A 23,299-nucleotide genomic window follows, 5' to 3' on the forward strand; every position below is an offset into this window, starting at 1 on the left:
TCCAGTCTTTTTAATTATTTTTCTGGATCCAGCGATCAAGTCGTGGGATGACATCCACGGCCATATAACGACGCTGATAAATCATATATATTACGATTAAAGAAATAGCAAGACCGAACCAAGTTAAGGCATATTCTAAATGGTCATTTCTGATTGCTGCTAAATCATTTATCGAAAGTGGTAATAAAATATCTAGATTGCTAATATCTTGTCCTTCCGTGATAATATAAAAATTCTCTAGATTTAATTCTAAGGTTTGAGAGGCTTCTTTTAAATCTAAAGTTAGCCACACCTTATTTTTTATATCGTTAGCAGGTAAGTAGATACGAGTTTTTTCAGACGGCATAGTAACACCGATAATCTCATGTGGCTGATCGTTGGTCGCTTGGGTAATAATATTTTTATTGCGATTACTGAACCAACCTCGTGCTACTAAAATAACTTTATCTTCTATTGTTTTAAAAGGAGTAACTAAATAATAGCCGTCTTTTTCACTCGACATTGACCTTCTACCATATAAATATATGTCTTTATTAGGTAAAAATTGACCGGTAATTTTTACTTTGTGATAAGGTAAATTGTCTTGAATTTCTGCTAAATTAATTGCTGGTAAGGTTAGATTAGCTTGCATCGAAGCTAAGAATAACTTCTTTTCTTTTAATCGACTAAGCTGCCAAAAGCCCAAAGAGACGAGTATCATAAAGGTGATCAGTACAAGGAAATTTGTTTTCATAGGTAAGTTTAAGGAAGGTTGATAATCGTCATTGCAAGGAAAAACTGTAAGTTTTGACGAAGCAATCCAGTTAAAAATTCGGATTTACAGGATTTTTTTTAATTATTTTCTGGATTGCCGCGTCACCTACGGCTCCTCGCAACGATATTTTACTAAGCAGTTTTTAAAATACTACTAAGAAACTCTTTATGTTTTTGCAGCTCTTCTTTTGTAGGTTTAATAACAATACTAGCTTGCTCTGTTTTGCTATTTACTTGATTAATTGCTAAATTATTTATTCCAGCAGATTTATCAACCATTTTAAAAGAGGATTGTCTACCACCCGTTAGTTCCACATATACTTCTGCAAGTAATGCCGCATCTTTCAAAGCCCCGTGAAGCTGCCTACCTGAATTATCAACTTTAAATCTTTTACATAATGCATCAAGATTATATTTTGAGCCTGGAAACATACTTCTAGCCATAACTAAAGTGTCTATCGCATTGGACAGTTCTAAAAGTTTGATTTCTGCTCTTTTTAATAATGATAATTCGTGATTTAGAAATTTAATATCGAACGGAGCATTATGAATAACAAGCTTGCTATCTGCAATAAATTCTAAAAAATCATCGGCTATTGTGTGAAACAAAGGCTTGTCCTTTAAAAACTCACCGGAAATACCGTGAATTCTATACGCATCAAACGGAATGTCTCGCTCAGGATTAATATAAAAATGAAAATTCCTACCTGTTAACACCTTATTCATCATTTCAATTGCAGCAATTTCAACGATGCGGTGACCTTGTCGTGGGTCAAGTCCCGTAGTTTCGGTATCTAAAATTATTTCTCTTAAACTTGACATTCCCAATCCTTTATTAGTCTTTTAAAATCGTCACTGCGAACGGGTGTTGTTGCGTGGATACCAAAATCGTCATTGCTAGGAGCGAAGCGACGCGGCAATCCAGAAAAAGATTAAAAAAAATTCTATAAATCAGAATTTTTAACTTGATTGCTTCGTCGAATTACTACGTAATTCTTCTCGCAATGACGACTGGTGGTCTACGCAAAATGCCTACGCGGAAATGACACAAGTACCATAAAACAAGCTTACAATTTCCTTGCAATTACGAGAATTAGCTGTGCTATTTGTTTTTCCAAGTCTAACATATCAACGCTGCTATTTATAGCAAAATCTGCTTTTGCTATTTTGCTCTCTTGTGATAGCTGAATTTCTTTTATTTTATTATAAATCTCTATATCAAATGAAGTTCTTGTTATCGCTCTTTGCATTCTTATTTCTTCAGAGCAGTATATTGTTACGACAAAATCAAAATATTTATCAAATTTCGCTTCATAAAGCAACGGTACTTCGGCAAAGCCAAATTTGAAATTAGCATTTTCTTTTTTAAATAAAATGAGTTTATCTATCAGTAATGGGTAAATAAAATTTTGTAGTTTTTCTCTAGCTAGGTCATTATTGTAAATTAAATTACTGATTTTTTCGATATTGAAAGATTCAAGTTCATGAAGTAATTTTAAGATTTGAGTTTGTACGCTCAAATCTTGATATAATTCTTTTATGCATCTATCGGCACAAAAAGTTTTATATCCTTTTTCTGCTAAATAATCCAAAATAAAAGTTTTCCCAGATGCATAGCTACCGGTAATACCTATTGCTAACATTTTGTTATAAAAATTTTATGTTCATTAGCGAGTTTTATAGTTAATTCTTCTTCGACTATAATTACGTTATTTTTCTGAATCGCTACTCCTTTGTAATTATATTTAGCGAGATTCTTTATAGTATCAGGACCAATTGTTGGCATATCTAGTCTATTATCTTGACCTAATTTCGGTATTTTGACTAACACTCCCTCATGTTCTTTTTTACGTAAAGCTGCACATCTTGCTATTAAATTATCCGTCCCTTCGGCAGCTTCTATACCTAATATGTAGCCATTTTCAACTATAACCGATTGTGCGATGTCGAATGAACTTAAATGATTCAATAATTTTACTCCAACCTCAATATCATTTTTATCTGCACTGGTAGAGTTAGTATCGGTTATAATATTGGAGTTACCTTGTTGATTTTTATATATTGCGTTACTTGAAATTACTTTAAAACCGTAGCTTTCAAAAAAATCCGCTACTATTTTTAGCAGATTATCATCTCCTCGAATTTTTTGCCCAACTATTTTGAAAAGCAATAAACCGCCTATTTTATCTACGGATAAATTTTTAAAATTCGGTCTATTAACTCCGCCTATAAAAATAATATTTTGTACCTCATTATCCTTAAAATATCTTATAGCTTCACCAACCATACCGATTTTTAAAATCTTATATTCAAAATCTTTAATTGGATCTATATCAGCTTCGTCTTTAATCGCCGCTATATAACACTTGCCGCCTTGCTTTGTATAGTTACCTGCTATTAAGTAAGGTAATGACCCTCTGCCTGCGATAATGCCAAGATTTGGTAGCATAATCAAGTTTTTAATTTAGAATTCTAAATTATTTATTATAAGTCCATTTTTAATATAAATCTAGAATTCTTATTTGACCTTTACATTTTAATCAAATTAAGGCATAATGTTTAGTGCTAATATAGCTATAGTAATAAACGTAATTTAGAATAGAGGTTGCGGACTCGGGGGCAGTACCCGACGCCTCCACCAATACTCGATGAACTTCACAAATTGGCTACTTCGTCCTATAAGTACTGCGGTGCTCACGTATTAAGTATACGCTCCACTCCTTGTCTTATGGACCCATTGCTCTTTTTGAAGTTGATCTTCGTATACCAGTCGATGTCAATACTGCTTGTACTTTAAAAAGTGAATTTTATTTTGAGAAGTGAGCACCAGCAGCCTATACTTAATAGGTGAGGATGCAAATCCTTGATAAGATGAAATTCAATTTTTAAAGTACAAGCAGTATTTTATGGGGGCGAAATAGGATCGACGTGCCTAATAAAAAGATTGCTTTTACTCGGGATGATTCCGCCGATGGCTTTTGCCATATGGGTCAAAACAAAGAAACGCAAACGATAATAATCGTTCTGTAGATTTAGCTCTAGCAGCTTAATCCTACGCGGCTGGGGGTTTGCCGGGCAACAGAAAAACCCCACACGTATACTCGTTTAATTTGAAAAATTGGCATTGCCTAAAAACGGTTAATACCGTCATTAAAACTTACAGTGTTTGCTTGCAATGACCTACACTGCTCAAATTAAACTTCGTCGACCCATTTTTATTTATTTTTCTTTTATGAATATTGAATATAAAAAATTTGTGAATGAATATATGTTAGAATTTGTGAAAAAAATTCTAACAAAAATTCAGCATGAAAATTTATATTGGGATCAGTTAATATACATATCATACAAAACCGATAGCCCTGCAGTAATTTTACCTTCAAAAGTTAAACAGTCATATCCAAAACAGATAACAATAGTACTGCAATATCAGTTTGAAAATTTAATAGTACATGATACCGGTTTTTCCTTAACGGTAAGTTTTGACGGTGTTAAAGAAATAATTTACGTACCTTTTGATGCACTTATTAGCTTTGTTGATTTCAATAATAATTACAGCTTAACTTTTAATCAGTCGTTAAATATACAAGAAAATCAACAACATGAAGAGGAAATAAATACTAATAAAAGTTATAAAACTTCATTATCTCCAAATCAAAATGTTATAATGTTAGATAAGTTTCGTAACTCTTCTAAACCTAGTTAATGCGCATATATGAATTCAAAAGTAGTTATATATACTGATGGTGCATGTGCAGGTAACCCAGGTCCCGGAGGATGGGGGGCTTTATTAAAGTTTAATGATGCTAGTAAAGAAATATTTGGGTATGAGTTAGATACAACTAATAATCGTATGGAAATCACGGCAGCATTTGAAGCATTGAAAATTTTAAAAAAATCTTGTAATGTCGAGATTTATACTGATAGTAAATATTTGCAACAGGGAATTACCGCTTGGATTCATAATTGGATAAAAAATAATTGGTGTAAAAGCAACAATGAACCCGTTAAAAATGCCGACTTATGGCAAAAATTATACGCAGAATTGAGTAAACATACTATTATTTGGAAATGGGTAAAAGGTCATGCAAATAATAGCGGTAATATTGCTGCCGATAAACTTGCAGTGCAAGGAAGAGAAACTGCTATAGAAGTTTTAAAATGTCGTGGATAGATAAGTTTTTTATTACTTTTTTTCACAAAAAAGTAGGAGAAGATGAATTTTTGAATCAATATTATGAAAGCCGTAATATTGATTATTTAGGGCGTTCAAGGAGGTTTGTTATTTATAAAAATGTAAATGAACCTACAACAATTCCGCCAAGTTGGCACACTTGGTTACATCATTTAGTAGATGAGATACCGAAAAATATCCAGCTTTTTCCATGGCAAAAGAATGATAAAATCGTTCAAAAGCCGCCTAAAACATCAAATCTTAAATATAGTAGATGGCAACCGTAATTAATTAGTATACTTAGATAGAACTTCGTATACAATTCTTCCTTTATCATGGGTATAGTAAAAAAACAATGAAACAGAACATTATTGAAACAATTATAGGCTGTATAGTATTAATTATTGCTTTGCTATTTTTAATTTTTGCCTACAACACAGGTAGTTCTATAACGAACTCAAAAGGTTATCAGGTAACTGTTAATTTTCAGAGTGCAGAGGGTATAGCAGTTGGAAGCGACGTAATGATCTCAGGTATAAAAATAGGTATTGTAAAGAAAATTACTTTAGATCCGAAGAGCTTTTATGCAAGTGTATATCTAAATATTAATGATGATGTTAAAATACCTAAAGATTCTAAAGCCCAAGTAGTCACCAGAGGGTTACTTGGAGGTAAATATATTTCAATTGTACCTGGTAATGATGATGAAAATTTAGCGGCGAATGAAGAGATAAGATATACTCAATCAGCAATTAATATTGAATCATTAATTAATAAAATTTTTTCTTCATTTGGTAGTAAGTAGAGTTTTGTTACATTGCTCGTTTTACGTCATTCCCGCGAGAGCGGGAATCCAGAAAAAAATGTATAAATACAGAAAATTTTTGAAATTAAAATCTCGTTTTATGATGGCTCCCCGCTTTTGCGGGGATGAAATATATGGGGTTTTTCGAGCCATACAACAAAGTATATCAGTAGAAGTAATACAAATTTCAACCGAATCTATTTTGAATTCGGTTTTCGTTATTTTGAAATCTCATAAATTTATTTCAATAATGTTATTTAAGCTATTGTAAAGTTCTTATAATAGGAGTATTGCATAGTTGTAGGCAAAATAATCTGCTTAACAAAATGTAACTAATCAAGGAGTAAATTATGAAAGAATCAAATTCAAACTCTGCTAAAGAAGATGTCGAAGGTATCAAAAAAGATATTGAAAGCTTAGTGTCAAGATTACGTAAATTAAGGTAAATCCGGATATATTCTATATGAGCAGTGAGGCAATTTATCATCCGTGATGGAACATTATTGGTACTATTGGTGGTACTGCTGCACTAGGACTTGCTACACTTGTCACTTCTTATGGGTTTAATTGGCGTATGGCTTTTTGGGTAGGTGCTGGTATAGCTATGATTGGAATGATAGCACGAACAACTTTACGCGAAGCTCCTGATTATGTAGATGCACGACAAAAACTTCAGGAATCATTATCACAAGTGAATCATGATATAGCAAATTTAAAAAACGATATTATTTTGCATAAAAAGTTGATAACAATGTCATAATTTCCTACTTTATAATTGAAACCATTTCGCCTATATATTTTAATTTTATTTATTTTAGTGATATTTTAAAAACACTCATTTTCTTTTTCTTCAGAACAAGTTATATATCATAATTTTATTCTAGGTATATGCTTTTTTGTTTTAAACTACATCCTCTTAAATACTTAAATTTAAATTATGGGTATTTGCTCATTGTGCCATTATTTTCCCATATTTGCGAGATATAGCCATAAATTCCAATCAAATACTTATAATTCAAATTATAAGTATTATACTAACATGTACGACATTTCCTGCTAATCCGGTAATTTGCTCTCATTTCCCTATTTTTAAACGTTTTTTTCTAGTACATTTACTTTTGCTATTGCGAAAGCTGTAATGTATCACGTTAGCTCTTTTGGTATTATGTATATAACTAGGTATTTTGGCAATCTAGGTTTATTAATTTGAACGTTACCTTTAACTATATGATATATTATAGCTAGGAATTATTTTGAGAAGCTAACAATAATAAATTGTAGTTATTATTAATAACTTTATTCGTTTTATAATAAGGATCAATTATAGCATAACAAACGCCTTCTATTAATTCTTGGGCACTGTCAATACCTAAATATAAAGCAAGAGTAAGGAATATATTAATAGTTTCTATTGCTTTTTTCTTTGGCTTTTCTTCTTTCTTCAAGTGTAATGTTAAAATATTGTGCAGACGATCCAATAATTTAATCAATAGTACTTCTTGATCCTTTGCATAAAATACAATATTTATAACTTCTCTAATGGTTTGTTCTTCCACATTAGAGTGCATGCTAACCATTTTACCAATTCATGGGTTAAATATTTTTGCAATAATTGCTGCTATGAGTTCAGTATCCTCAATAGTGTTGTGTAATAGGCTAGCTATAATTAGATTATTTATATAAAATTTGACTTCTTTATAAGCTACAAACTCCGCAAGCATAATCGCTACTTCAATTGGGTGAGAGTAGTAAGGATTGCCTGATTGGCGCCATTTGCAAGCCGTGATATTTACGGGCGTAATAGATACCTTTTTTGACTTCCTCTATATCAGCGGGATTTTTTACTTTAGTGTTTAAATAATTGTATTTCAATAACTTCATTCTGTATTATTATTTACTTTTGCTTCTTGTTCTTGCTGTAATTTATACTCTGCTGCTTTTTTCTATATAGTTAAAAAAGAAATAACAAAAAGTTAAAAAACTCGTAAGAATAATAGCAAATGTTATTATAATATTAACTTAATATATTCCCTTGCATTTTGAGCTTTTAAACGCTTTTGCTTCTCTTCATCTATTGTTAACTCAGAGATTAAAGTATCTTCTTTATTTTCTATATTTTAACTCTTAAAAATTAGACTATATTATGAATGGCAGCGTTTAATGATCATTAAAGAGAAGTAATTAAAATAAGTCAATAATTATAATTATTTAGGGTTGAAAAATTATCATGAACAGAAAGGAATAACATTATGAATAAAGAAACAATAGAAGAAAAATTTAAAGACATTGTGAACTAAAGAAAAAGAATAATAAAAAACTCGATGTCATCCCGTGCTTTATTCACGGGATCCAAAAAAATACCTAAACATCTAGTATTTTAAGTTGTTTTCCTGGATACCGTGGACAAGCCACGGTATGATATATCTCTTTAGTTAGCAATGCCAATTTAATAATGTAGTTAAAGCTATTCACAATGCTTATAACTGTGAAATCACAGAAGCACAAGCACGACAAACAGGAAGGAATTTTATCACATTTTTTCAAAAGCTTATAGAAGTACAAACTAGATTAGCAAAGGAAAAAAATAATAAAACTTAAGTATTAATTAACTTTTTGGAGGTTATATAAGAATCGTAACCGGAATTGCAACTTGCTATTTCGGGACGCAAGAATCTCTTGCTATTATGGTAATACATCAGCCATACAATGGTGTAATCCTCGACTATGTTATGGTCGGGTCGGCGATAGGCATGTTCAGAGCTTAAGGATCACTTTAAGCTTGAAACCTATTGCAAACTGTTAGTAGCGGTTTTCTTACCTACCAGACCACCAAAGTTAAACTTTGATGGTCGAAACTTGAGCAATTTAAGTTTAATAAATCGGGCATAATGATTATGTCCAACCAAAATAAAACGACCTTATCTGAAATCACATTAGAATTTGCTGCAAAAGAAATAGAAGCTCTACAAGCTTAGATCGTGCTTTTGCTAGAAACCCCTCTAATACACAGCGATATAGAAAGAATAGAACAACGTTTAGTCAAACTAGCAGAAATATTTGTTAATGGTTTGTATACTTGAAAATATTATCATCCTATTTGATTAAAAACTTATTACAAAAATAAGTACTAAGATAATTTATAGTAACCATGATTATAAATAGTGCAAAACTGTAACTCTATACCTGTTTCATCATATAATAAAGCCATTAATGTAGAGAGGAGGCTTTAAAAGTAGGAAGAACATACATAATCACGCCCACGAATATTAGAATGATTATTCCTGGAATAATACATACTATATTAAATGCATTTATAAAAGCAATATTAACTCCTTAATTAATTCGTAATCAAATGAAGGTGATCGTTGTTGAGCAATAATTATCCCTTCACCGATTGAGTCACGAGCTATTTCTGCCATTGATACAGAAACACCATGAGTGATTACTAGATTGTTACTGTATATAAAAGACGTAATACTCACAATAACAGCCATACCTAATACATCACCTAATTCATATGCTGTTTCTTATAGTGCTGCTGCACCTCCTGATCTCTCTGCTGATACTGCATTCATCATAACTGTTACGGTTGTAGAGAGGCATAGACTACTTCATATACCAAGCAGTCCAAGATATATAGTATTCGGTAATAAATCTCTATAGGCTAATATACTAGGTAAAATCAATGATATAGTAATAAAGATAAGCACGCTAAATATTATTATACGTGCAGTAAATCGTGTAAGTAAATATGACATCACTACAGACACAATTAAAGCAAAAACTGTTGAAGGCAACATATAAAGACCTGCATACAAAGTACTTAACCCTTTGATAAACTGTAACCATAATGACATAAGATACATTATAGAGCCTAAGACACAAGTAATCAGTAAATAAACTATTATTCCTACACTAAAATTGCTAATTAAGAATAAACTCATATTCACTAGCGGGTCATCACTTTTAAGTTGGTGTAAGGTAAATATTATTAGTAATACAATGCCAATTAATAGCATTCCACCGGATGCTATATTCATAATACCGTATTTAGCCAATATCTTAATATCTTGAACTAAAGCTGCTGTACCGAAAAATGATTGAAATACACCTATCCAATACCATGGTTCATTACTGGGGTTAGATGCTTCAGGAATCTAAACTATGCGAAAAGCAATAATTACTAATGCAATAGGTGCGTTTATAAAAAATGCAAATTGCCAACTTAAAAGATCAACCAATACTCCCCCAGTACGGGTCCTATAGCTTCTCCTACGGTTACCATGATTCCACACAATGATATTGCGATCATACGTTCATGTGTATTAGTAAAAATATTACGCAACATCGATAAAGTGGAAGGCATAATAATTCATCCTCCTAACCCAAGTAAAACACGGCATAATGCTAAGCCCCATGAGCTATCAAATACATAAACTAACATTGAAGCGATAAAAAACTAAAAGCCCACAAAGTAATAATCTTTTACAACAAAATCTATCTCCTAATGTAATGCACCTGCGGTAATTAAAAGACCTGATAATACTAATGCATATGTATTGATTATCCACAATTGTTGTAAAGTATATGGTTTTAAATCAAGCATTATAGTAGGCCTAACAGCATGCAAGATTGTATGCATACATTGATACTAAAAGTAAGAAAATGCTTAAAATCATTAAAATATGCCATCTAAATTTATAATATGTAAATGATGAATTATCTTTAGTATATATTCAGTTTGTGGAAATTGTGATACCCTAGGTGATAAGTTATTTAACCAATGGTTTTACTAAATCTATCTTTTTCGGAAACTATGTGACCTTAATTAGCTTTTAAATTTATAGCACATTTATAGCACAAGTAAATTTAACATCGAAGCATCATCTAGTATGGAAGTCAAGATTTAATCTTACAAGCACAAATAACATAAATAAAATTTGATTTTTCTTGCTCAAGCTTATATTTTAATTGGTAAGTTTATAATATGGAAATTTATGTCAAATACAGATAAGGAAAGAGCCATTGCCGCAGCACTCGTGCAAATCGAAAAAAGCTACGGTAAAGGTTCTGTGATGAAACTCGGGCAACGTCCGAATGTTGATATAGAAGCCGTATCTACCGGCTCACTTGGGCTAGATATAGCTCTTGGAATCGGTGGTGTTCCTAAAGGCAGAATTATCGAGATTTTTGGTCCTGAAAGCTCAGGTAAAACCACTCTAACACTACATTTAATCGCCGAAGCACAGAAAAAGGGTGGTACATGTGCTTTTATTGATGCCGAGCATGCATTAGACCCTGCTTATGCGAAAAAACTTGGCGTAAATATTGACGAGCTTATTATTTCGCAGCCTGATACAGGTGAACAAGCCTTAGAAATTACTGATACTTTAATTCGCTCCGGCGGTATTGATATGATAATAATAGATAGTGTTGCGGCTTTAGTACCGAAATCAGAGATTGAGGGCGAGATGGGTGATGCACAAATGGCTTCTCAAGCAAGATTAATGAGCCAGGCACTCCGTAAACTTACCGCATCAATTAATCGTACCAATTGTATTACTGTTTTCATCAACCAAATCAGAATGAAAATAGGTGTGATGTTCGGCAGTCCTGAAACTACGACAGGCGGTAATGCTTTGAAATTCTATGCTTCTGTTAGGATCGATATAAGAAGAATAGGCTCCATTAAAGATAAAGAAGAAGTGATAGGCAGCCAAACTAGAGTAAAAGTAGTCAAAAACAAAGTATCTCCTCCATTCAAAACTGCAGATTTTGATATAATGTACGGTTCAGGTATTTCAAAAGAAGGCGAGATAATCGATCTTGGAGTTAAGCTTGATATTGTTGAGAAATCCGGCTCTTGGTTTTCCTATAATAACGTACGCATTGGACAAGGACGTGAAAACGTCAAACAATATTTAAAAGAACATCCACAAATTTCCAACGAAATTGAGAAAATAATACGTGAAAAATCGTCAAAAATTATTAATATAAATCTTGATCAAATGGAGGACGAAAATGATTGATTTAACAGCTAAAACTGCTTTAATTACGGGAGCTTCAGGAGGTATAGGTGGAGCTATAGCGAGGTTACTGCACAAACTCGGAAGTCATGTAATTATTAGCGGTAGTCATGAGGAAAAATTAAAATCCCTTGGAAATGTTTTAAAAGATAATTATACGATAGCAGTATGTAATCTTGCAGATAAAGAAGAGTGCAGCAATTTAATATCTAAAGCACTAAAGCTAGATATTTTAGTATGTAACGCGGGTATTACTAGCGATACACTAGCAATTAGAATGAAAGATGAAGATTTTAACAAAGTTATTGATATTAATTTAAAAGCAAATTTTATTTTAAATCGTGAAGCAATAAAAAAAATGATGCAAAACAGATATGGACGCATTATTAACATATCTTCAATAGTAGGAATTTCAGGTAACCCAGGGCAGGCTAATTATTGTGCTTCTAAAGCAGGCTTAATAGGTATGACCAAATCGCTCTCTTATGAAGTTGCAACCAGAGGAATTACGGTTAATGCAGTAGCTCCAGGATTTATTAAATCAGATATGACCGATAAACTAAACGCACAACAAAGAGAAGCCATAGTACAAAAAATTCCGCTAGGCACTTACGGTATGCCGGAAGACGTGGCAAACGCAGTAGCATTTTTAGCAAGCGATCAGGCATCATATATTACCGGCCAAACTATTCACGTAAACGGTGGAATGTTAATGGTGTAAAATTTTGTGCTAGCATAAAATAATTTTTTGTGCTAGAAGTGCTTCTAAAGATAAAATGCTATGAATATTTTAAATAAATATTTATACCAGTTAAAAAAAGTATAATAGCTGAATAATCGCTATTATACGGCATATAAAATTAAATGATTTATGGAGTTCAAAATTATGAGTATAACGGACAAGATCGAACAGAAAGTTATTGAAATGGTTGCTGAAAAGCTAAATAAAGATAAATCGATAATAACTACGAATTCAAGATTTATAGAAGATTTGGCAGCCGATAGCCTTGATACCGTAGAGTTAATGATGGCAATAGAAGTTGAGTACGGTATTGAGATCCCTGATGATGAAGCCACTAAAATTAAAACCGTATCCGATGTTATAACATATATCAAAGAACGCCAATCTTAATCTACATCAATTAAATCCCTAATAGATAATTAAAAATGTCGAATCAAAGAGTAAATAAAAGAGTAGTTATTACCGGACTTGGACTTGTTACTCCTGTTGGGCTTAATGTTAGCTCATCTTGGAAAAATATTGTAAATGGGGTAAGCGGTATAAAAACTATTACGGAATTTGATGCTTCTAAACTTGCGTGTAAAATTGCTGGACTTATAGATTACTCTGAGAAAGATGGATTTAAACTTGAAAATTTCACGCAAGCAGATAACGTTAATAGACTAAGTAAAATGGATAAATTTATCCATTACGGAGTAGCAGCCGCAACCGAAGCAGTTGAAGATAGCGGCTGGTTACCCGAAAATGAAGAATCTCGTGATAGAACCGGCTTGATATTAGGTTCAGGAATCGGCGGGCTTAAAATGATCGAAGATACCTCTATCAAGCTTTATCAAGAAAATAATGGCAAAGTTAGTCCCTTCTTTATTCCTGCATCACTAATTAATCTTTTATCCGGTCTTGTGTCTATAAAATACGGTTTTAGCGGTCCAAATCAAGCAGCAGTAACGGCTTGCTCTACAGGAGCACATGCTATAGGCGATGCTATGCGTATGATAAAACACGGCTATGCAGACGTTATGGTCGCAGGCGGTGCAGAAGCTCCAGTTACACCTGTTGGAGTTGCAGGTTTCGTTGCTGCTAGAGCATTATGTACTAAATATAACGATAATCCTGAAAAAGCCTCAAGACCTTGGGATAAAGACCGCAGCGGTTTTGTTATGGGTGAAGGAGCAGGCGTTGTAGTCTTGGAAGAATATGAGCATGCCTTAAATCGAGGGGCTAAAATTTACGGTGAAGTTATAGGATACGGCTCTACAGGTGATGCGTACCATATGACAGCACCACATCCTGAAGGTAGAGGGGCTTATAGAGCGATGAGAAATGCAATGCTAGATGCAGCTATCACCCCCAATATGATTGATTACATTAATGCACATGGCACTTCTACTAATCTCGGTGATGAGATAGAATTAGCAGCCGTACAAAAATTATTTTTAGAAGCGAATCCTCAAATTTTAATGTCTTCTACTAAATCATCAATAGGACATTTACTCGGTGCAGCAGGAAGCGTTGAGTTTATCTTTTCAGCTCTTGCAATTCGAGATCAGATTGCACCGCCAACTTTAAATTTAGATAACCCCATGGATGAGGTTAAGATAGATTTAGTAAAATTAAAAGCTAGAGAAACTAAAATAGACTACGTGCTTTCTAATTCATTTGGATTCGGCGGTACTAATGCTAGTTTAGTAATTAAGAGAGTTTGATTCCTACACAGTCATTGCAAGAAACTAAAGGCGTTGTTGCATGGATCGGTTGATGTTATTCCAGCAAAAGCGTGAATCCAGCGCAAGGCAAGATAAATCGGGCTTTAAAAAAGCATTTTATATCAAGATTTTATTCAAATAAAGTTTTTAAAAAGGCTTTAAAGTACTAGATTCCTGCTTACGTGGGCAGGTATTATTGCGTAGATGCCAAAACCGTCATTGCGAGCAATCCAGAAAAAGATGAAAAAAAATTCTGTAAATTAGCATTTTTTACTGGATTGCTTCGTCGAATTACTATGTAATTCTTCTCGCAATGACGGAAAACCGGTCCGCGCAACCACGCTACGCGTGAATGACATCGAGCAGGTTTCTTGAGCAATGCAACAAAGCATTCAGTCGCTCACAATGACGGATTTTGCATATGCAACAACATCAACAATATATTCCATTTCATGATCCAAATTTATTACATCAAAAGTGGTAATCTAAGTTTTGCCGATAAAGTAATCTTATCTGATTTAGCACTTTATTTATACAAAAGTGATAAAAGATTTGTCTTATAGGACGTAACGGCTGCGGAAAATCAGGCTTAATGAAAGTAATATCAGGGGATTATGAACTAGATAACGGCGAACTATTTCAAGATTCTGCAATTACAATTGGCTATTTAAGACAATATGTTTCTATAAAGACTAATCTAACTGTTTACGATTTTATCTTACAATAAACAGATAGTACAAAAGAAATAGATAAATACCAAATCGATATAATTCTAGACCAATTACAAATAAGCTGAACAGATAACTTATCAACCTATTCATGGCAGTCAGCTTAGAAGAGCAAGCCTTGCTAAGGCTTTAATTAGCGCCGGAAACATTACTACTTGATGAACCGACCAATCATCTAGATATTGAAACGATTGAGTGGCTAGAAGAATTTGTTAAATCTTATAACGGTATTATTATTTGCGTGAGCAATGATCGTTACTTCTTAGATAAGTTAGTTACTAGAACTTTAGTCTTTGCTCAAGGTAAAATTCATGACTTAACAGGATGTTACGAAGATTATAAACAGTATTTTACTACCTCTCCTATAACTAACAAAACTTCAAAAGCACTACCACTAGCCTCTCAAAAAGCACCTACAAATAAAAAGCTATCTTATAAATACCAGCGTTTGCTTGAAACATTGCCCGACGATATCGAAAAGCTAGAAATATCCATCAAATACTTAGAAAAAGAAATTGAAGATGTTAATCTATATTTAGATAATCTTCAACAATATAACCGTATTACTAGTCAATTAATTAATGATAAAAAGAAACTAGACGAGTTATTAAATCAATGGTTAGAAATACAAAATTAATTTTTATTAAAATTTTCTTGACTGAATTACTAATTGTTGTTAACGTTTTTGTGTACGATGGAAACACAGATAGAAGGTTATTGTGAGTGAAATTACAAATAAAGAATATCCACAAAAAGAAAAAATCGCTGATCCTCAAGCACTTAATGCTATCAAAGATATTCTTGCTCAAATTACCGCTACTAATAATCCTGCAGAGTTAAATAGATTAGTAAGTGCAGCTCGCAATATTAAATCTGATAGTACTTTTATTAATGATATAGCAGAAAAAGTAGAGGCTATAGCATTAAAAAAGCAAGAACTAGCAGAAAGCCAGCTTAATTCTGAAATTACTCAAAAAGAGCTAGAACAATTAGAAAAACAACGAGAATTGGAAGCAGCAATAATACAACATAAAATGGAAGCTGCAAGACAAATGCAGGAACTGAATGCTATTCATGATAGATTTAAGAGTAAATTAGAAGAATATAGAGAATTATCTCCTTCTATAGAAACAATGGTTAAAATAAATGAAAATGGAGAAGAGATAATCGATGAACAGGCTATTAATAAAAATATTTTAACTCAAGAAGAAATAGAAGAGCGTAGACAAAAATTTGCAGAACTTCAAGAGGAGAAAGAAAAAGTAAATATAATACTAAAAAAAACTAATGAAGAAAAAGAGATTATAGAAAAAGAGATTGATGCTTTAACTGAGAAATTAAAAGATAAAAATTTATTACCTGAGCAAATTAAAGAATTAGAAGAGAATTTAGAAGTAAAGAAAGAAAATCTTGCAATTAAAAACACTGTAGTAAAAGAAGCTAGAAAAGTTCAAAACCACGTTCAAGAAGAAATAGAAAGTGTTAAGGTGTTTCATCAAGAAAACCAAAAAAAAATAAATAAGCTTAGAGATGCTATAGAGAAATCAAAAAATACTCTAGCTCCTAACAAACATCAAGAATTTAAACAGAAGCATTCTTTACTCAATAACCAACAGAAAGCAATAGTCAATAATAAAAATTTAAGCAGTGAAGATCAAGATGTACGTAAAAATATATGTAGTAAAATTAATGCTCAACGTGAAGCAAATAGAATAAAAGATTCTTTAAATAACCCAATAGCTACCACAAAAAATTATCAAGTTGAGCAAAGTAACCAAGTTCAACAAAAAAAACCAAATAACGTGTGGATAAGATAAAATTTAACAAATAAAATATAGGATGAAATATGAGTAAACAAAGTAATGATATGGATACATTAGCAGAATTAGAAAGAATTAAATCTAGAGTAACCACTTTATCAAAGGAAATAAAATCTAAACCTGTGAAAAGTATGGTAACTACCGCGACGCCACATTCAACGAATGATCATCAGACTTCGAATCAAATGCATAATGATTATGAAGCTCAGCAAACAAAACTTGCCGGCAAAGGTGCTAAAAAATTTGGATGTGAAATAATGTAACATTCTAAGAGCTGTAACTACATAGTTGCAGCTCTTGTATCATTTTGAATTAAGCAGGAGAGACCTATTGCCTATATTTGTTCTGACAATTTAAAGCTAATATCACTTTGGAATATTACATTAATTTGATCAAGCTTTAAATCTTCTAAGGATGTTTGCATTGGTTTTGTAATACTCGGTGTGTTTGTATATTTAATGTCAAAACTTAAACGTGTGCCATTTTTAAAAATTAAAATCTAGTGCTGCTCCGTTATGAGATGACCAAAAATAGCATTCCTTAGCCTTAACTTTATGGTATCTAATAATTTGTTCTAAAGCAAATCCCTCCCATGATGCACCGATTTTAGGATTAGTATTTAATGCTTCTGTAACACTAATAAATTGTGATGTGTTTCGCTATCTCTAAAAAAATTTTAGGAGTTTTAACATGTCTTTTCTTAAGATTTTCATACCAAGGCTGCAAAAAACGGATCATAAAAGTTCCTTCTAAAATATCTAAATAATGCTTTGCGGTATGATATGAGATATGTAGAGAATTTCCAAGTTCTGAAGCATTAACCAAGACCTATTGTCAAACCTAAATTTGGTATATCTCTTTCTAACAATGTTTTAATATAATGTTGACGCCATAAAGTACTTAACTCTTTATCATCTGCAAGATATGATAAAGGAAATCCGCCGCGTACCCATAATTTTTGAGTGCCTGACACTTCAGATAGGGCAAACACCGGGGTCATTTCAATATAGCTTATCCTACAACCCCACCCCGACCAGCGTTTCAGAACCTTGTTTAATTAAGTCTCTTGATGCACTTGCCTAGTACTAAAATTTAATATCAGTTGTATCAACAAGAACTCTTAAAAATAGGAAATAGATTAGGTTTATACTGAATTTCATCGATAATAACAAACCATTTGAGATCAGATCAAGCAAGCATCGGTTCATTTAACCTTGCTAAATCTAAAGGATCTTCAATGTCAAAAATATTGATTTTAGAAATATTATAAGCTTCTGCAAATTGTTTAGAAAGAGTAGTTTTCTGCACCGTCTTTGCCCTAACAAAGCACAAACTTTATGAGTTTTAAAATGTTTTATTATTGATAAAAGGAATTGTTTTCTAAGCATTTAAACTAGTATAATCCGAAGTAAAATGAAGAATCCAGTAGACGAAGGTCAATTTCAAAAAGAGTAATCGGTGCACAAGGCAAGGAGCGGAGCATATACTGAAACATTCAGCACCGGAGATCTTGCAGAACGACGTAGCCAATTTTTGAAATTCACCAGTTAAGCTTCCAATTTTCAGTATAAAAAGGAAAAGTGATAAAGTCAAAAAGCTTTTTCCCGTTCTGCAACTATAATAGCATGTATTTTTTTAAGAGTATGGCTAAAATCATCGTTAGTAATCACATAATCGTACTCATTAGCATGTGACATTTCGTTTTGTGCCGACTTCATACGTAATTTTATTGCTTCTTCATTATCGGTAGCTCTCTTCCTTAAGCGTTGTTCCAGTATTTCAATACTAGGAGGCAATATAAATATAGCAACAACATTAGTAGCATTTTTCTTAATGCTCTTTGCTCCTTGCCAATCAATATCAAACAAAACGTCTAAGCCTTGATTTAATAACATTTCGACATATTCTTTAGGCGTACCGTAATAATTATCGTATATTTTAGCATATTCAAAAAATTTATTCTGCTTAACTAATTCTTTAAATTCTAGACTGGTCTTAAAGTAATAGTGTATGCCATCTACTTCTCCTAAACGTGGTTTTCTTGTAGTTGCCGAAATAGATAAACGTAAATTATTATCTATTTTCAATAATGCTTTAGCTAAACTTGACTTACCAGTACCTGAAGGAGAAGATAAAATTATAATCAGTCCTTTATTTTTTATTGTCATATTTTATATTTTATTTCGTAGGTACAGCATATTTCAGAAAGATTCAGACAAGATGACTTTAAATGCAAGCCTGCGAAAGCAGTAGATAAAGTACAGGTGAGTCATGCAAAATGCGCTTACATCAACCTTTATGAATTATGCGGTACTTTTCTTTTTATTACCTCATCCATAGTACAATTAAAATATTTTGCTATTTTTAAAATAGTATCTATTTCAGGATTGAATTCACGATTAGCTTCCGCTCTCATAATTCTACTAACAGTTGTATAAGGGATATTAGTGACTTCGGAAAGATATTTACGATTGATTTTTTCTTGTTTTAATTTTTCTTCTAAAAATTCTTTTACCTTAGTAGCAAGTGCCATATTAATAACCTCTGAATAAATAAAGGATAGATATATACAAAATTTGTCGAGTATTACCATCCTTGTTATATGGATACCACCACGTCATTGCGAGCAGTCGTAGACTGCGTGGCAATTTCATCAAATATTCTGAGAGTGCTTCGTCAATTACTTCGTAATTTCCTAGCAATAACAGAAAAACTGACCCACGCAACAATGCCTTCCGCATAGCCGGAGCCATACAACAACAACGAGTATTACAAAACATTTTTTATAATTATAGGTAATTTATAAGACCTCATAATTACCAAATCAAACCTGATATTATAATTTCTATATTTAGAATTGCTACTTAAAAATATTTCAGCAGCCCTAATAATTCTTCTTTGCTGATTGAAAGATACAAATCTATCATAAATTGTAGAGATTCTTGCTTTGACTTACAATAAAAACAATGTCTTTATTATGTAACACAATAATATCTATTTCCCATACATAGTAACGTTTTCTATGATGCAGTATTTGATAAAATTTTAATTTATAGATTATTATACAAATATATTCGGCAATAATGCCCAAATAACCATTTGTCATTATTCCTTAGGTAACAATACTTGCACAAATTCCGTTTTAGATAGATCAGCTGCTACATTTACCATAACATCATGTTCCGTAACTTTAGACACATAACCCACTAAAATACCTGCAGGATAAATATTACCGTGTCCGGAGGTTACTATCTCCTCATCTTTTTGTACTAAGTGATTGTTAGGCAAGTATAAAATTTTACTATTATTATTATTACCTGCTAAAATACCTTGTTCTCTTGAAGAATTAGCTCTAATAGGTATTCTAGAATTAATATCGCTAATTAACATTACTTTAGCATAATTATTACTCACTTCTATTACTTTTCCTATTAATTTTCTTGAATTAACCACGATTTGATCAGGTTCAATGCCTTGCTTTTTACCTGCAGAAATCAAAGCAGTTCTAGAAAAAGGATTAAAGGAAACACTAAGTAATTTAGCAGTAATGTATTCAAACTCTTCTTCCTCAGCAATCGTTAACAAATCTTTTAATGCAATATTTTCAGCTCTTACCGATTCTACTTCACTTTGCAAACGTTGTAACCTTGCTATTTCAAGTTTAAGTTCTATATTTTGTCGTTCTAAATCTTGAAAATAAACAAATTTTTGTGTTATTGAATTTATATATCCAAATATATCTTCATAAACTGCTAAACCGGTTGATACTATACTACCGGTTACTTCAAGTGATATACTAGATATTTTTTTAGGCGTAGTAAAAAATAAATATACAGACAATCCAAGCCAAAATATAACAAAAAAACGCTTAAGAGTATTTGATATTATTCTTATTAATTCTAATGAATTTGAAGAATTTTTTACTCTATTTGCAAGTATTGCCATTGTTAATCCTGTTTAAATAGTACATGTTTTAGCTTTGTAAAATCTTCAAGTACTTTTCCTGTTCCAAGTGCCACACAAGAGAGGGCATCATCTGCAACTATCACAGGCAATTTAGTGGCTTCACTAAGAACAAAATCAAGATTTCGTAATAATGAGCCGCCGCCTGTTAATACAATTCCCTTATCCACTATATCTGAAGATAATTCAGGAGGCGTTGCTTCTAATGCCACTTTTACCGCTTCAACAATTTGACTTACCGGCTCAATTAGACTATCAGCAATTTGTCTTTCGTTCAATATCATTTCTTTAGGAATACCGTAAATTAAATCACGTCCTTTAATTTCCATTTTTCTCGGTTCAGCGTTTTCATCTACATAAGCCGTACCTATTGCTTGCTTTATCTTTTCGGCAGTAGCCTCACCTATCAATAGGTTATAGTGCCTTCTTATGTATGAGATAATAGCTTCATCCATCTTATCACCGCCGACTCTTACCGACCTTGCATATACTATGCCCCCTAGTGACAAAACTGCAACTTCGGTAGTGCCTCCTCCAATATCAACAATCATCGAACCGGTCGCTTCCGTTACGGGTAGACCTGCACCAATCGCTGCCGCCATAGGTTCTTCAATTAAATAAACATCCCTACCACCTGCACTTTCTGCTGCTTCTTGAATAGCACGACGCTCAACCGGCGTAGAACCGGAAGGCACACAAATAACAATTGTCGGACCAAAAAAAGAGCGACGATTATGCACCATTCTAATAAAATACTTTATCATTTCCTCTGCACCCTTAAAATCGGCAATAACACCGTCTTTTAAAGGTCTTTTTGCTTCAATATCCGTAGGAGTACGCCCAAGCATCATTTTTGCTTCATGACCATAAGCATAAGGTACAAAAGCACCGTCTTTTTTTATTAACGCAATAACAGAAGGTTCCCTTAAAACAATTCCACGACTTTTTTGATATACAATAGTATTTGCCGTACCAAGATCGATGGCCATACCGGAAAAAAAACCTTCCAAAAATTTCATTATCATTTTATTTTTGCTCTCTAAATTCTAAAAACGCTCCTATGGAACTGTTAATAAAACAAACAATCCCATAGTAAATAAAAATTTAATTATAGATGAAGTTTAATTTGGAAAAGAGCAAGAAGCCTCGGAATTTTTGACCGCAGCGTAGAATACTACGTGAGGATCAAAAATGAGAAGCGACGCAGACAATTTTCAAATTAAACGAGTATATATTAAATTTCCTTATAATGTAAAATAATAAAGTTACTAATGAAGAATATTAGCATACTAGGCAATAAAATAGCAGCAGTTAAAGACAAATTATTATAAGTAAGTATTTTTAATAATATTTCTGATAACGAATATGCTATAAAACCTAAAAATAAACCTAATATCAGTATTTTTTCTTGGGAATTATCACGCTGTTTAAGACTAATAAAACAACTTGCTAAAATTACGGTTGCCATCATCATTATAGGCTTAAATAATTGCTTATAATAATAAATTTGATAATTAATAGCGGGTAAACCTGAATTGAATAATTCATTAATTAATTTAGGTAAAGACCAAATAGAAACCATTTCAGGACGAATAAATTTATTTACTAAACTATTAATTGATAAATTTGTCTGTATAGTTAAATTATTGTAAGCCTTAGTTTCCTCTTTTGTACAAACCTTCACTCTCTTTAAATGTAACATTTTATTTTCAATAATACCGTATAATGCATCAATTCTCTTTAAAAAAGAATTATTACTATCAACAAATAAAATTGTAATATTATTTAATTTTTTCTCGGCAACATTAATAAATTGTGTTTGGATAATTTGATTTTCCCCATTTAAAGATTCAAAAAATAATAAACCTGATTTAGATATTATACCCTCACTCAAGGCTTTTTTAGTTAGTTTTGCTTCTAATAACTCATATTTTTGTAAGCCTATAGTACCGATAGGATTCAATATAGTCGTAAAAACTATACCTAAAATTAAAGTTACAATACATGGAATAACAAGCACTTGCCAAATATGAATACCGCTAGATAACATAGCCGTTAATTCATTATTTTTTGTTAGATTGCTAAGAAAAAATAACATAGCGGTAAAACTGATTAACGAACATACTTGACCTAGTAAATAAGGAATCTTATATAAAATAAGTCTCCAAAAAAAACTAAAAGGAACATAAATATTTTTGAATTTTTGCAAAAGATCAAAAATGTTTGAGATAATTAATAGCACGATTAAAAGAAATAGTATAACAAGGAAACACTTAGAATATAATTTAGCAAGATACCAAGACAGTGTTTTTAGATTAATCATTATAAATTCAGTGCTAATACGAATTTAAATAAGAATTTGTGTGGTAGGGCTGGTAGGACTTGAACCTACGACCACACCGTTATGAGCGGCGTGCTCTAACCAACTGAGCTACAGCCCCTTTTCATTTGAAGTTTATATAATTATTATGCAGTTAAGTCTAGTAAAATTTTTATATTTTTGAGGTATTGTCTAAAAAACAAGGCAATGTGGATCAGTTTTTTCGTCATTGCGAGGCAATTACAAAGTAACCGTACGTACA

Annotated in this window: 23 protein-coding genes, 1 tRNA gene, 1 other RNA gene and 3 pseudogenes; 13 read left to right on the top strand and 15 right to left on the bottom strand. The window is 32.1% G+C overall.

Annotation, left to right across the window (positions count from 1 at the left end):
• Positions 1 to 10 precede the first annotated feature (10 nt).
• The 4 genes from A1C_RS05230 to A1C_RS05245 all read right to left on the bottom strand — a co-directional run bounded on the left by A1C_RS05230 (position 11) and on the right by A1C_RS05245 (position 3,202).
• The gene (locus A1C_RS05230) at positions 11 to 733 is read right to left on the bottom strand and encodes an SURF1 family protein (RefSeq protein WP_041816794.1); all 723 of its coding nucleotides are present in this window, start codon (positions 731 to 733) and stop codon (positions 11 to 13) included.
• A gap of 152 nt (positions 734 to 885) precedes the next feature.
• Complete coding sequence (gene dnaQ / locus A1C_RS05235) at positions 886 to 1,575, bottom strand: DNA polymerase III subunit epsilon (RefSeq protein WP_012150036.1); 690 nt, start codon at positions 1,573 to 1,575, stop codon at positions 886 to 888.
• Between the two features lie 245 nt (positions 1,576 to 1,820).
• On the bottom strand, positions 1,821 to 2,396 hold the full coding sequence (coaE, locus tag A1C_RS05240) for a dephospho-CoA kinase (RefSeq protein ID WP_012150037.1): 576 nt from the start codon (positions 2,394 to 2,396) through the stop codon (positions 1,821 to 1,823).
• On the bottom strand, positions 2,390 to 3,202 hold the full coding sequence (locus tag A1C_RS05245; protein WP_012150038.1) for an LpxI family protein: 813 nt from the start codon (positions 3,200 to 3,202) through the stop codon (positions 2,390 to 2,392). The genes coaE and A1C_RS05245 overlap by 7 nt, the downstream gene beginning before the upstream one ends.
• A 75-nt stretch (positions 3,203 to 3,277) precedes the next feature.
• Here A1C_RS05245 and ssrA point away from each other — a divergent pair.
• The 6 genes from ssrA to A1C_RS08245 all read left to right on the top strand — a co-directional run bounded on the left by ssrA (position 3,278) and on the right by A1C_RS08245 (position 6,492).
• Positions 3,278 to 3,847: a transfer-messenger RNA gene (gene ssrA, locus A1C_RS07315) on the top strand.
• 138 nt (positions 3,848 to 3,985) lie between these two features.
• A complete protein-coding gene (locus A1C_RS05250) occupies positions 3,986 to 4,459 on the top strand; it encodes an SspB family protein (protein ID WP_012150039.1) in 474 nt (157 codons plus the stop codon).
• Positions 4,460 to 4,468: 9 nt separating this feature from the next.
• Complete coding sequence (rnhA, locus tag A1C_RS05255) at positions 4,469 to 4,927, top strand: ribonuclease HI (protein WP_012150040.1); 459 nt, start codon at positions 4,469 to 4,471, stop codon at positions 4,925 to 4,927.
• The gene (locus A1C_RS05260) at positions 4,915 to 5,214 is read left to right on the top strand and encodes an NADH-ubiquinone oxidoreductase subunit NDUFA12 family protein (protein ID WP_012150041.1); all 300 of its coding nucleotides are present in this window, start codon (positions 4,915 to 4,917) and stop codon (positions 5,212 to 5,214) included. Before rnhA ends, A1C_RS05260 begins: the two co-directional genes overlap by 13 nt.
• Positions 5,215 to 5,282: 68 nt before the next feature.
• A complete protein-coding gene (gene mlaD / locus A1C_RS05265; protein WP_012150042.1) occupies positions 5,283 to 5,732 on the top strand; it encodes an outer membrane lipid asymmetry maintenance protein MlaD in 450 nt (149 codons plus the stop codon).
• Between the two features lie 574 nt (positions 5,733 to 6,306).
• Positions 6,307 to 6,492 carry a hypothetical protein gene (locus A1C_RS08245; protein ID WP_012150044.1) on the top strand — a complete coding sequence of 62 codons (186 nt, stop codon included), beginning with the start codon at positions 6,307 to 6,309 and terminating at the stop codon, positions 6,490 to 6,492.
• 481 nt (positions 6,493 to 6,973) lie between these two features.
• Here A1C_RS08245 and A1C_RS08890 read toward each other — a convergent pair whose 3' ends face one another.
• The 4 genes and pseudogenes from A1C_RS08890 to A1C_RS08905 all read right to left on the bottom strand — a co-directional run bounded on the left by A1C_RS08890 (position 6,974) and on the right by A1C_RS08905 (position 9,790).
• Positions 6,974 to 7,309 (bottom strand): HD domain-containing protein, encoded by a 336-nt coding sequence (locus tag A1C_RS08890; RefSeq protein WP_012150045.1) that lies wholly within the window; start codon positions 7,307 to 7,309, stop codon positions 6,974 to 6,976.
• A gap of 300 nt (positions 7,310 to 7,609) precedes the next feature.
• A pseudogene (locus A1C_RS08895) lies at positions 7,610 to 7,846 on the bottom strand (RP671a family tick cell line-upregulated protein).
• A 1,197-nt stretch (positions 7,847 to 9,043) separates the two neighbouring features.
• A complete protein-coding gene (locus A1C_RS08900) occupies positions 9,044 to 9,226 on the bottom strand; it encodes a hypothetical protein (RefSeq protein WP_012150047.1) in 183 nt (60 codons plus the stop codon).
• A gap of 117 nt (positions 9,227 to 9,343) precedes the next feature.
• The gene (locus A1C_RS08905; RefSeq protein ID WP_012150048.1) at positions 9,344 to 9,790 is read right to left on the bottom strand and encodes an MFS transporter; all 447 of its coding nucleotides are present in this window, start codon (positions 9,788 to 9,790) and stop codon (positions 9,344 to 9,346) included.
• Positions 9,791 to 10,729: 939 nt separating this feature from the next.
• On the opposite strand from A1C_RS08905, the gene recA reads away from it, so the two are divergent.
• From recA to A1C_RS05325, 7 genes and pseudogenes are all read left to right on the top strand, one after another.
• The gene (gene recA, locus A1C_RS05295; protein ID WP_041816795.1) at positions 10,730 to 11,761 is read left to right on the top strand and encodes a recombinase RecA; all 1,032 of its coding nucleotides are present in this window, start codon (positions 10,730 to 10,732) and stop codon (positions 11,759 to 11,761) included.
• Positions 11,754 to 12,479: a 3-oxoacyl-ACP reductase FabG gene (gene fabG / locus A1C_RS05300; RefSeq protein ID WP_012150051.1), complete on the top strand. Its 726-nt coding sequence runs from the start codon at positions 11,754 to 11,756 to the stop codon at positions 12,477 to 12,479. Before recA ends, fabG begins: the two co-directional genes overlap by 8 nt.
• A 150-nt stretch (positions 12,480 to 12,629) precedes the next feature.
• The gene (acpP, locus tag A1C_RS05305) at positions 12,630 to 12,890 is read left to right on the top strand and encodes an acyl carrier protein (RefSeq protein ID WP_198282961.1); all 261 of its coding nucleotides are present in this window, start codon (positions 12,630 to 12,632) and stop codon (positions 12,888 to 12,890) included.
• A gap of 35 nt (positions 12,891 to 12,925) precedes the next feature.
• Positions 12,926 to 14,206 (top strand): beta-ketoacyl-ACP synthase II, encoded by a 1,281-nt coding sequence (gene fabF / locus A1C_RS05310; RefSeq protein WP_012150053.1) that lies wholly within the window; start codon positions 12,926 to 12,928, stop codon positions 14,204 to 14,206.
• A gap of 452 nt (positions 14,207 to 14,658) precedes the next feature.
• Positions 14,659 to 15,571: pseudogene (locus A1C_RS07335) on the top strand (ATP-binding cassette domain-containing protein).
• 82 nt (positions 15,572 to 15,653) lie between these two features.
• A complete protein-coding gene (locus tag A1C_RS05320) occupies positions 15,654 to 16,751 on the top strand; it encodes a coiled-coil domain-containing protein (protein WP_012150054.1) in 1,098 nt (365 codons plus the stop codon).
• Positions 16,752 to 16,780: 29 nt separating this feature from the next.
• A complete protein-coding gene (locus tag A1C_RS05325) occupies positions 16,781 to 17,017 on the top strand; it encodes a hypothetical protein (RefSeq protein WP_012150055.1) in 237 nt (78 codons plus the stop codon).
• 71 nt (positions 17,018 to 17,088) lie between these two features.
• Here the strand turns inward: A1C_RS05325 and A1C_RS07340 are convergent.
• The 7 genes and pseudogenes from A1C_RS07340 to A1C_RS05360 all read right to left on the bottom strand — a co-directional run bounded on the left by A1C_RS07340 (position 17,089) and on the right by A1C_RS05360 (position 23,158).
• Positions 17,089 to 18,142 (bottom strand): annotated as a pseudogene (locus A1C_RS07340) (ATP-binding protein).
• Positions 18,143 to 18,343: 201 nt separating this feature from the next.
• A complete protein-coding gene (gmk, locus tag A1C_RS05335) occupies positions 18,344 to 18,922 on the bottom strand; it encodes a guanylate kinase (protein ID WP_012150059.1) in 579 nt (192 codons plus the stop codon).
• A gap of 128 nt (positions 18,923 to 19,050) precedes the next feature.
• Positions 19,051 to 19,287, bottom strand: coding sequence for a helix-turn-helix transcriptional regulator (locus A1C_RS05340; RefSeq protein ID WP_012150060.1), 237 nt, complete (start codon positions 19,285 to 19,287; stop codon positions 19,051 to 19,053).
• A 572-nt stretch (positions 19,288 to 19,859) separates the two neighbouring features.
• Positions 19,860 to 20,699: a rod shape-determining protein MreC gene (mreC, locus tag A1C_RS05345; RefSeq protein ID WP_012150061.1), complete on the bottom strand. Its 840-nt coding sequence runs from the start codon at positions 20,697 to 20,699 to the stop codon at positions 19,860 to 19,862.
• A gap of 2 nt (positions 20,700 to 20,701) precedes the next feature.
• Positions 20,702 to 21,742 carry a rod shape-determining protein gene (locus tag A1C_RS05350; RefSeq protein WP_012150062.1) on the bottom strand — a complete coding sequence of 347 codons (1,041 nt, stop codon included), beginning with the start codon at positions 21,740 to 21,742 and terminating at the stop codon, positions 20,702 to 20,704.
• A 209-nt stretch (positions 21,743 to 21,951) separates the two neighbouring features.
• Complete coding sequence (locus A1C_RS05355) at positions 21,952 to 23,040, bottom strand: LptF/LptG family permease (RefSeq protein ID WP_012150063.1); 1,089 nt, start codon at positions 23,038 to 23,040, stop codon at positions 21,952 to 21,954.
• 41 nt (positions 23,041 to 23,081) lie between these two features.
• A tRNA-Met gene (locus A1C_RS05360) sits at positions 23,082 to 23,158 on the bottom strand.
• Positions 23,159 to 23,299 lie beyond the last annotated feature (141 nt).

Source organism: Rickettsia akari str. Hartford (assembly GCF_000018205.1).
GTDB classification, from domain to species: Bacteria; Pseudomonadota; Alphaproteobacteria; order Rickettsiales; family Rickettsiaceae; genus Rickettsia; species Rickettsia akari.

Excerpts from the sequence above, each read along its gene's own strand:
- A1C_RS05245 (WP_012150038.1), bottom strand. The coding sequence starts at position 3,202 with ATGCTACCAAATCTTGGCATTATCGCAGGCAGAGGGTCATTACCTTAC.
- A1C_RS08900 (WP_012150047.1), bottom strand. The coding sequence starts at position 9,226 with ATGGCTGTTATTGTGAGTATTACGTCTTTTATATACAGTAACAATCTA.
- gmk (WP_012150059.1), bottom strand. The coding sequence starts at position 18,922 with ATGACAATAAAAAATAAAGGACTGATTATAATTTTATCTTCTCCTTCA.
- A1C_RS05355 (WP_012150063.1), bottom strand. The coding sequence starts at position 23,040 with ATGATTAATCTAAAAACACTGTCTTGGTATCTTGCTAAATTATATTCT.
- A1C_RS05350 (WP_012150062.1), bottom strand. The coding sequence starts at position 21,742 with ATGATAATGAAATTTTTGGAAGGTTTTTTTTCCGGTATGGCCATCGAT.
- A1C_RS05340 (WP_012150060.1), bottom strand. The coding sequence starts at position 19,287 with ATGGCACTTGCTACTAAGGTAAAAGAATTTTTAGAAGAAAAATTAAAA.
- acpP (WP_198282961.1), top strand. The coding sequence starts at position 12,630 with ATGGAGTTCAAAATTATGAGTATAACGGACAAGATCGAACAGAAAGTT.
- A1C_RS05230 (WP_041816794.1), bottom strand. The coding sequence starts at position 733 with ATGAAAACAAATTTCCTTGTACTGATCACCTTTATGATACTCGTCTCT.
- mreC (WP_012150061.1), bottom strand. The coding sequence starts at position 20,699 with ATGGCAATACTTGCAAATAGAGTAAAAAATTCTTCAAATTCATTAGAA.
- coaE (WP_012150037.1), bottom strand. The coding sequence starts at position 2,396 with ATGTTAGCAATAGGTATTACCGGTAGCTATGCATCTGGGAAAACTTTT.
- dnaQ (WP_012150036.1), bottom strand. The coding sequence starts at position 1,575 with ATGTCAAGTTTAAGAGAAATAATTTTAGATACCGAAACTACGGGACTT.
- A1C_RS05250 (WP_012150039.1), top strand. The coding sequence starts at position 3,986 with ATGAATATTGAATATAAAAAATTTGTGAATGAATATATGTTAGAATTT.
- recA (WP_041816795.1), top strand. The coding sequence starts at position 10,730 with ATGTCAAATACAGATAAGGAAAGAGCCATTGCCGCAGCACTCGTGCAA.
- A1C_RS05260 (WP_012150041.1), top strand. The coding sequence starts at position 4,915 with ATGTCGTGGATAGATAAGTTTTTTATTACTTTTTTTCACAAAAAAGTA.
- A1C_RS05325 (WP_012150055.1), top strand. The coding sequence starts at position 16,781 with ATGAGTAAACAAAGTAATGATATGGATACATTAGCAGAATTAGAAAGA.
- mlaD (WP_012150042.1), top strand. The coding sequence starts at position 5,283 with ATGAAACAGAACATTATTGAAACAATTATAGGCTGTATAGTATTAATT.
- A1C_RS08890 (WP_012150045.1), bottom strand. The coding sequence starts at position 7,309 with ATGGTTAGCATGCACTCTAATGTGGAAGAACAAACCATTAGAGAAGTT.
- A1C_RS08245 (WP_012150044.1), top strand. The coding sequence starts at position 6,307 with ATGGCTTTTTGGGTAGGTGCTGGTATAGCTATGATTGGAATGATAGCA.
- fabF (WP_012150053.1), top strand. The coding sequence starts at position 12,926 with ATGTCGAATCAAAGAGTAAATAAAAGAGTAGTTATTACCGGACTTGGA.
- rnhA (WP_012150040.1), top strand. The coding sequence starts at position 4,469 with ATGAATTCAAAAGTAGTTATATATACTGATGGTGCATGTGCAGGTAAC.
- fabG (WP_012150051.1), top strand. The coding sequence starts at position 11,754 with ATGATTGATTTAACAGCTAAAACTGCTTTAATTACGGGAGCTTCAGGA.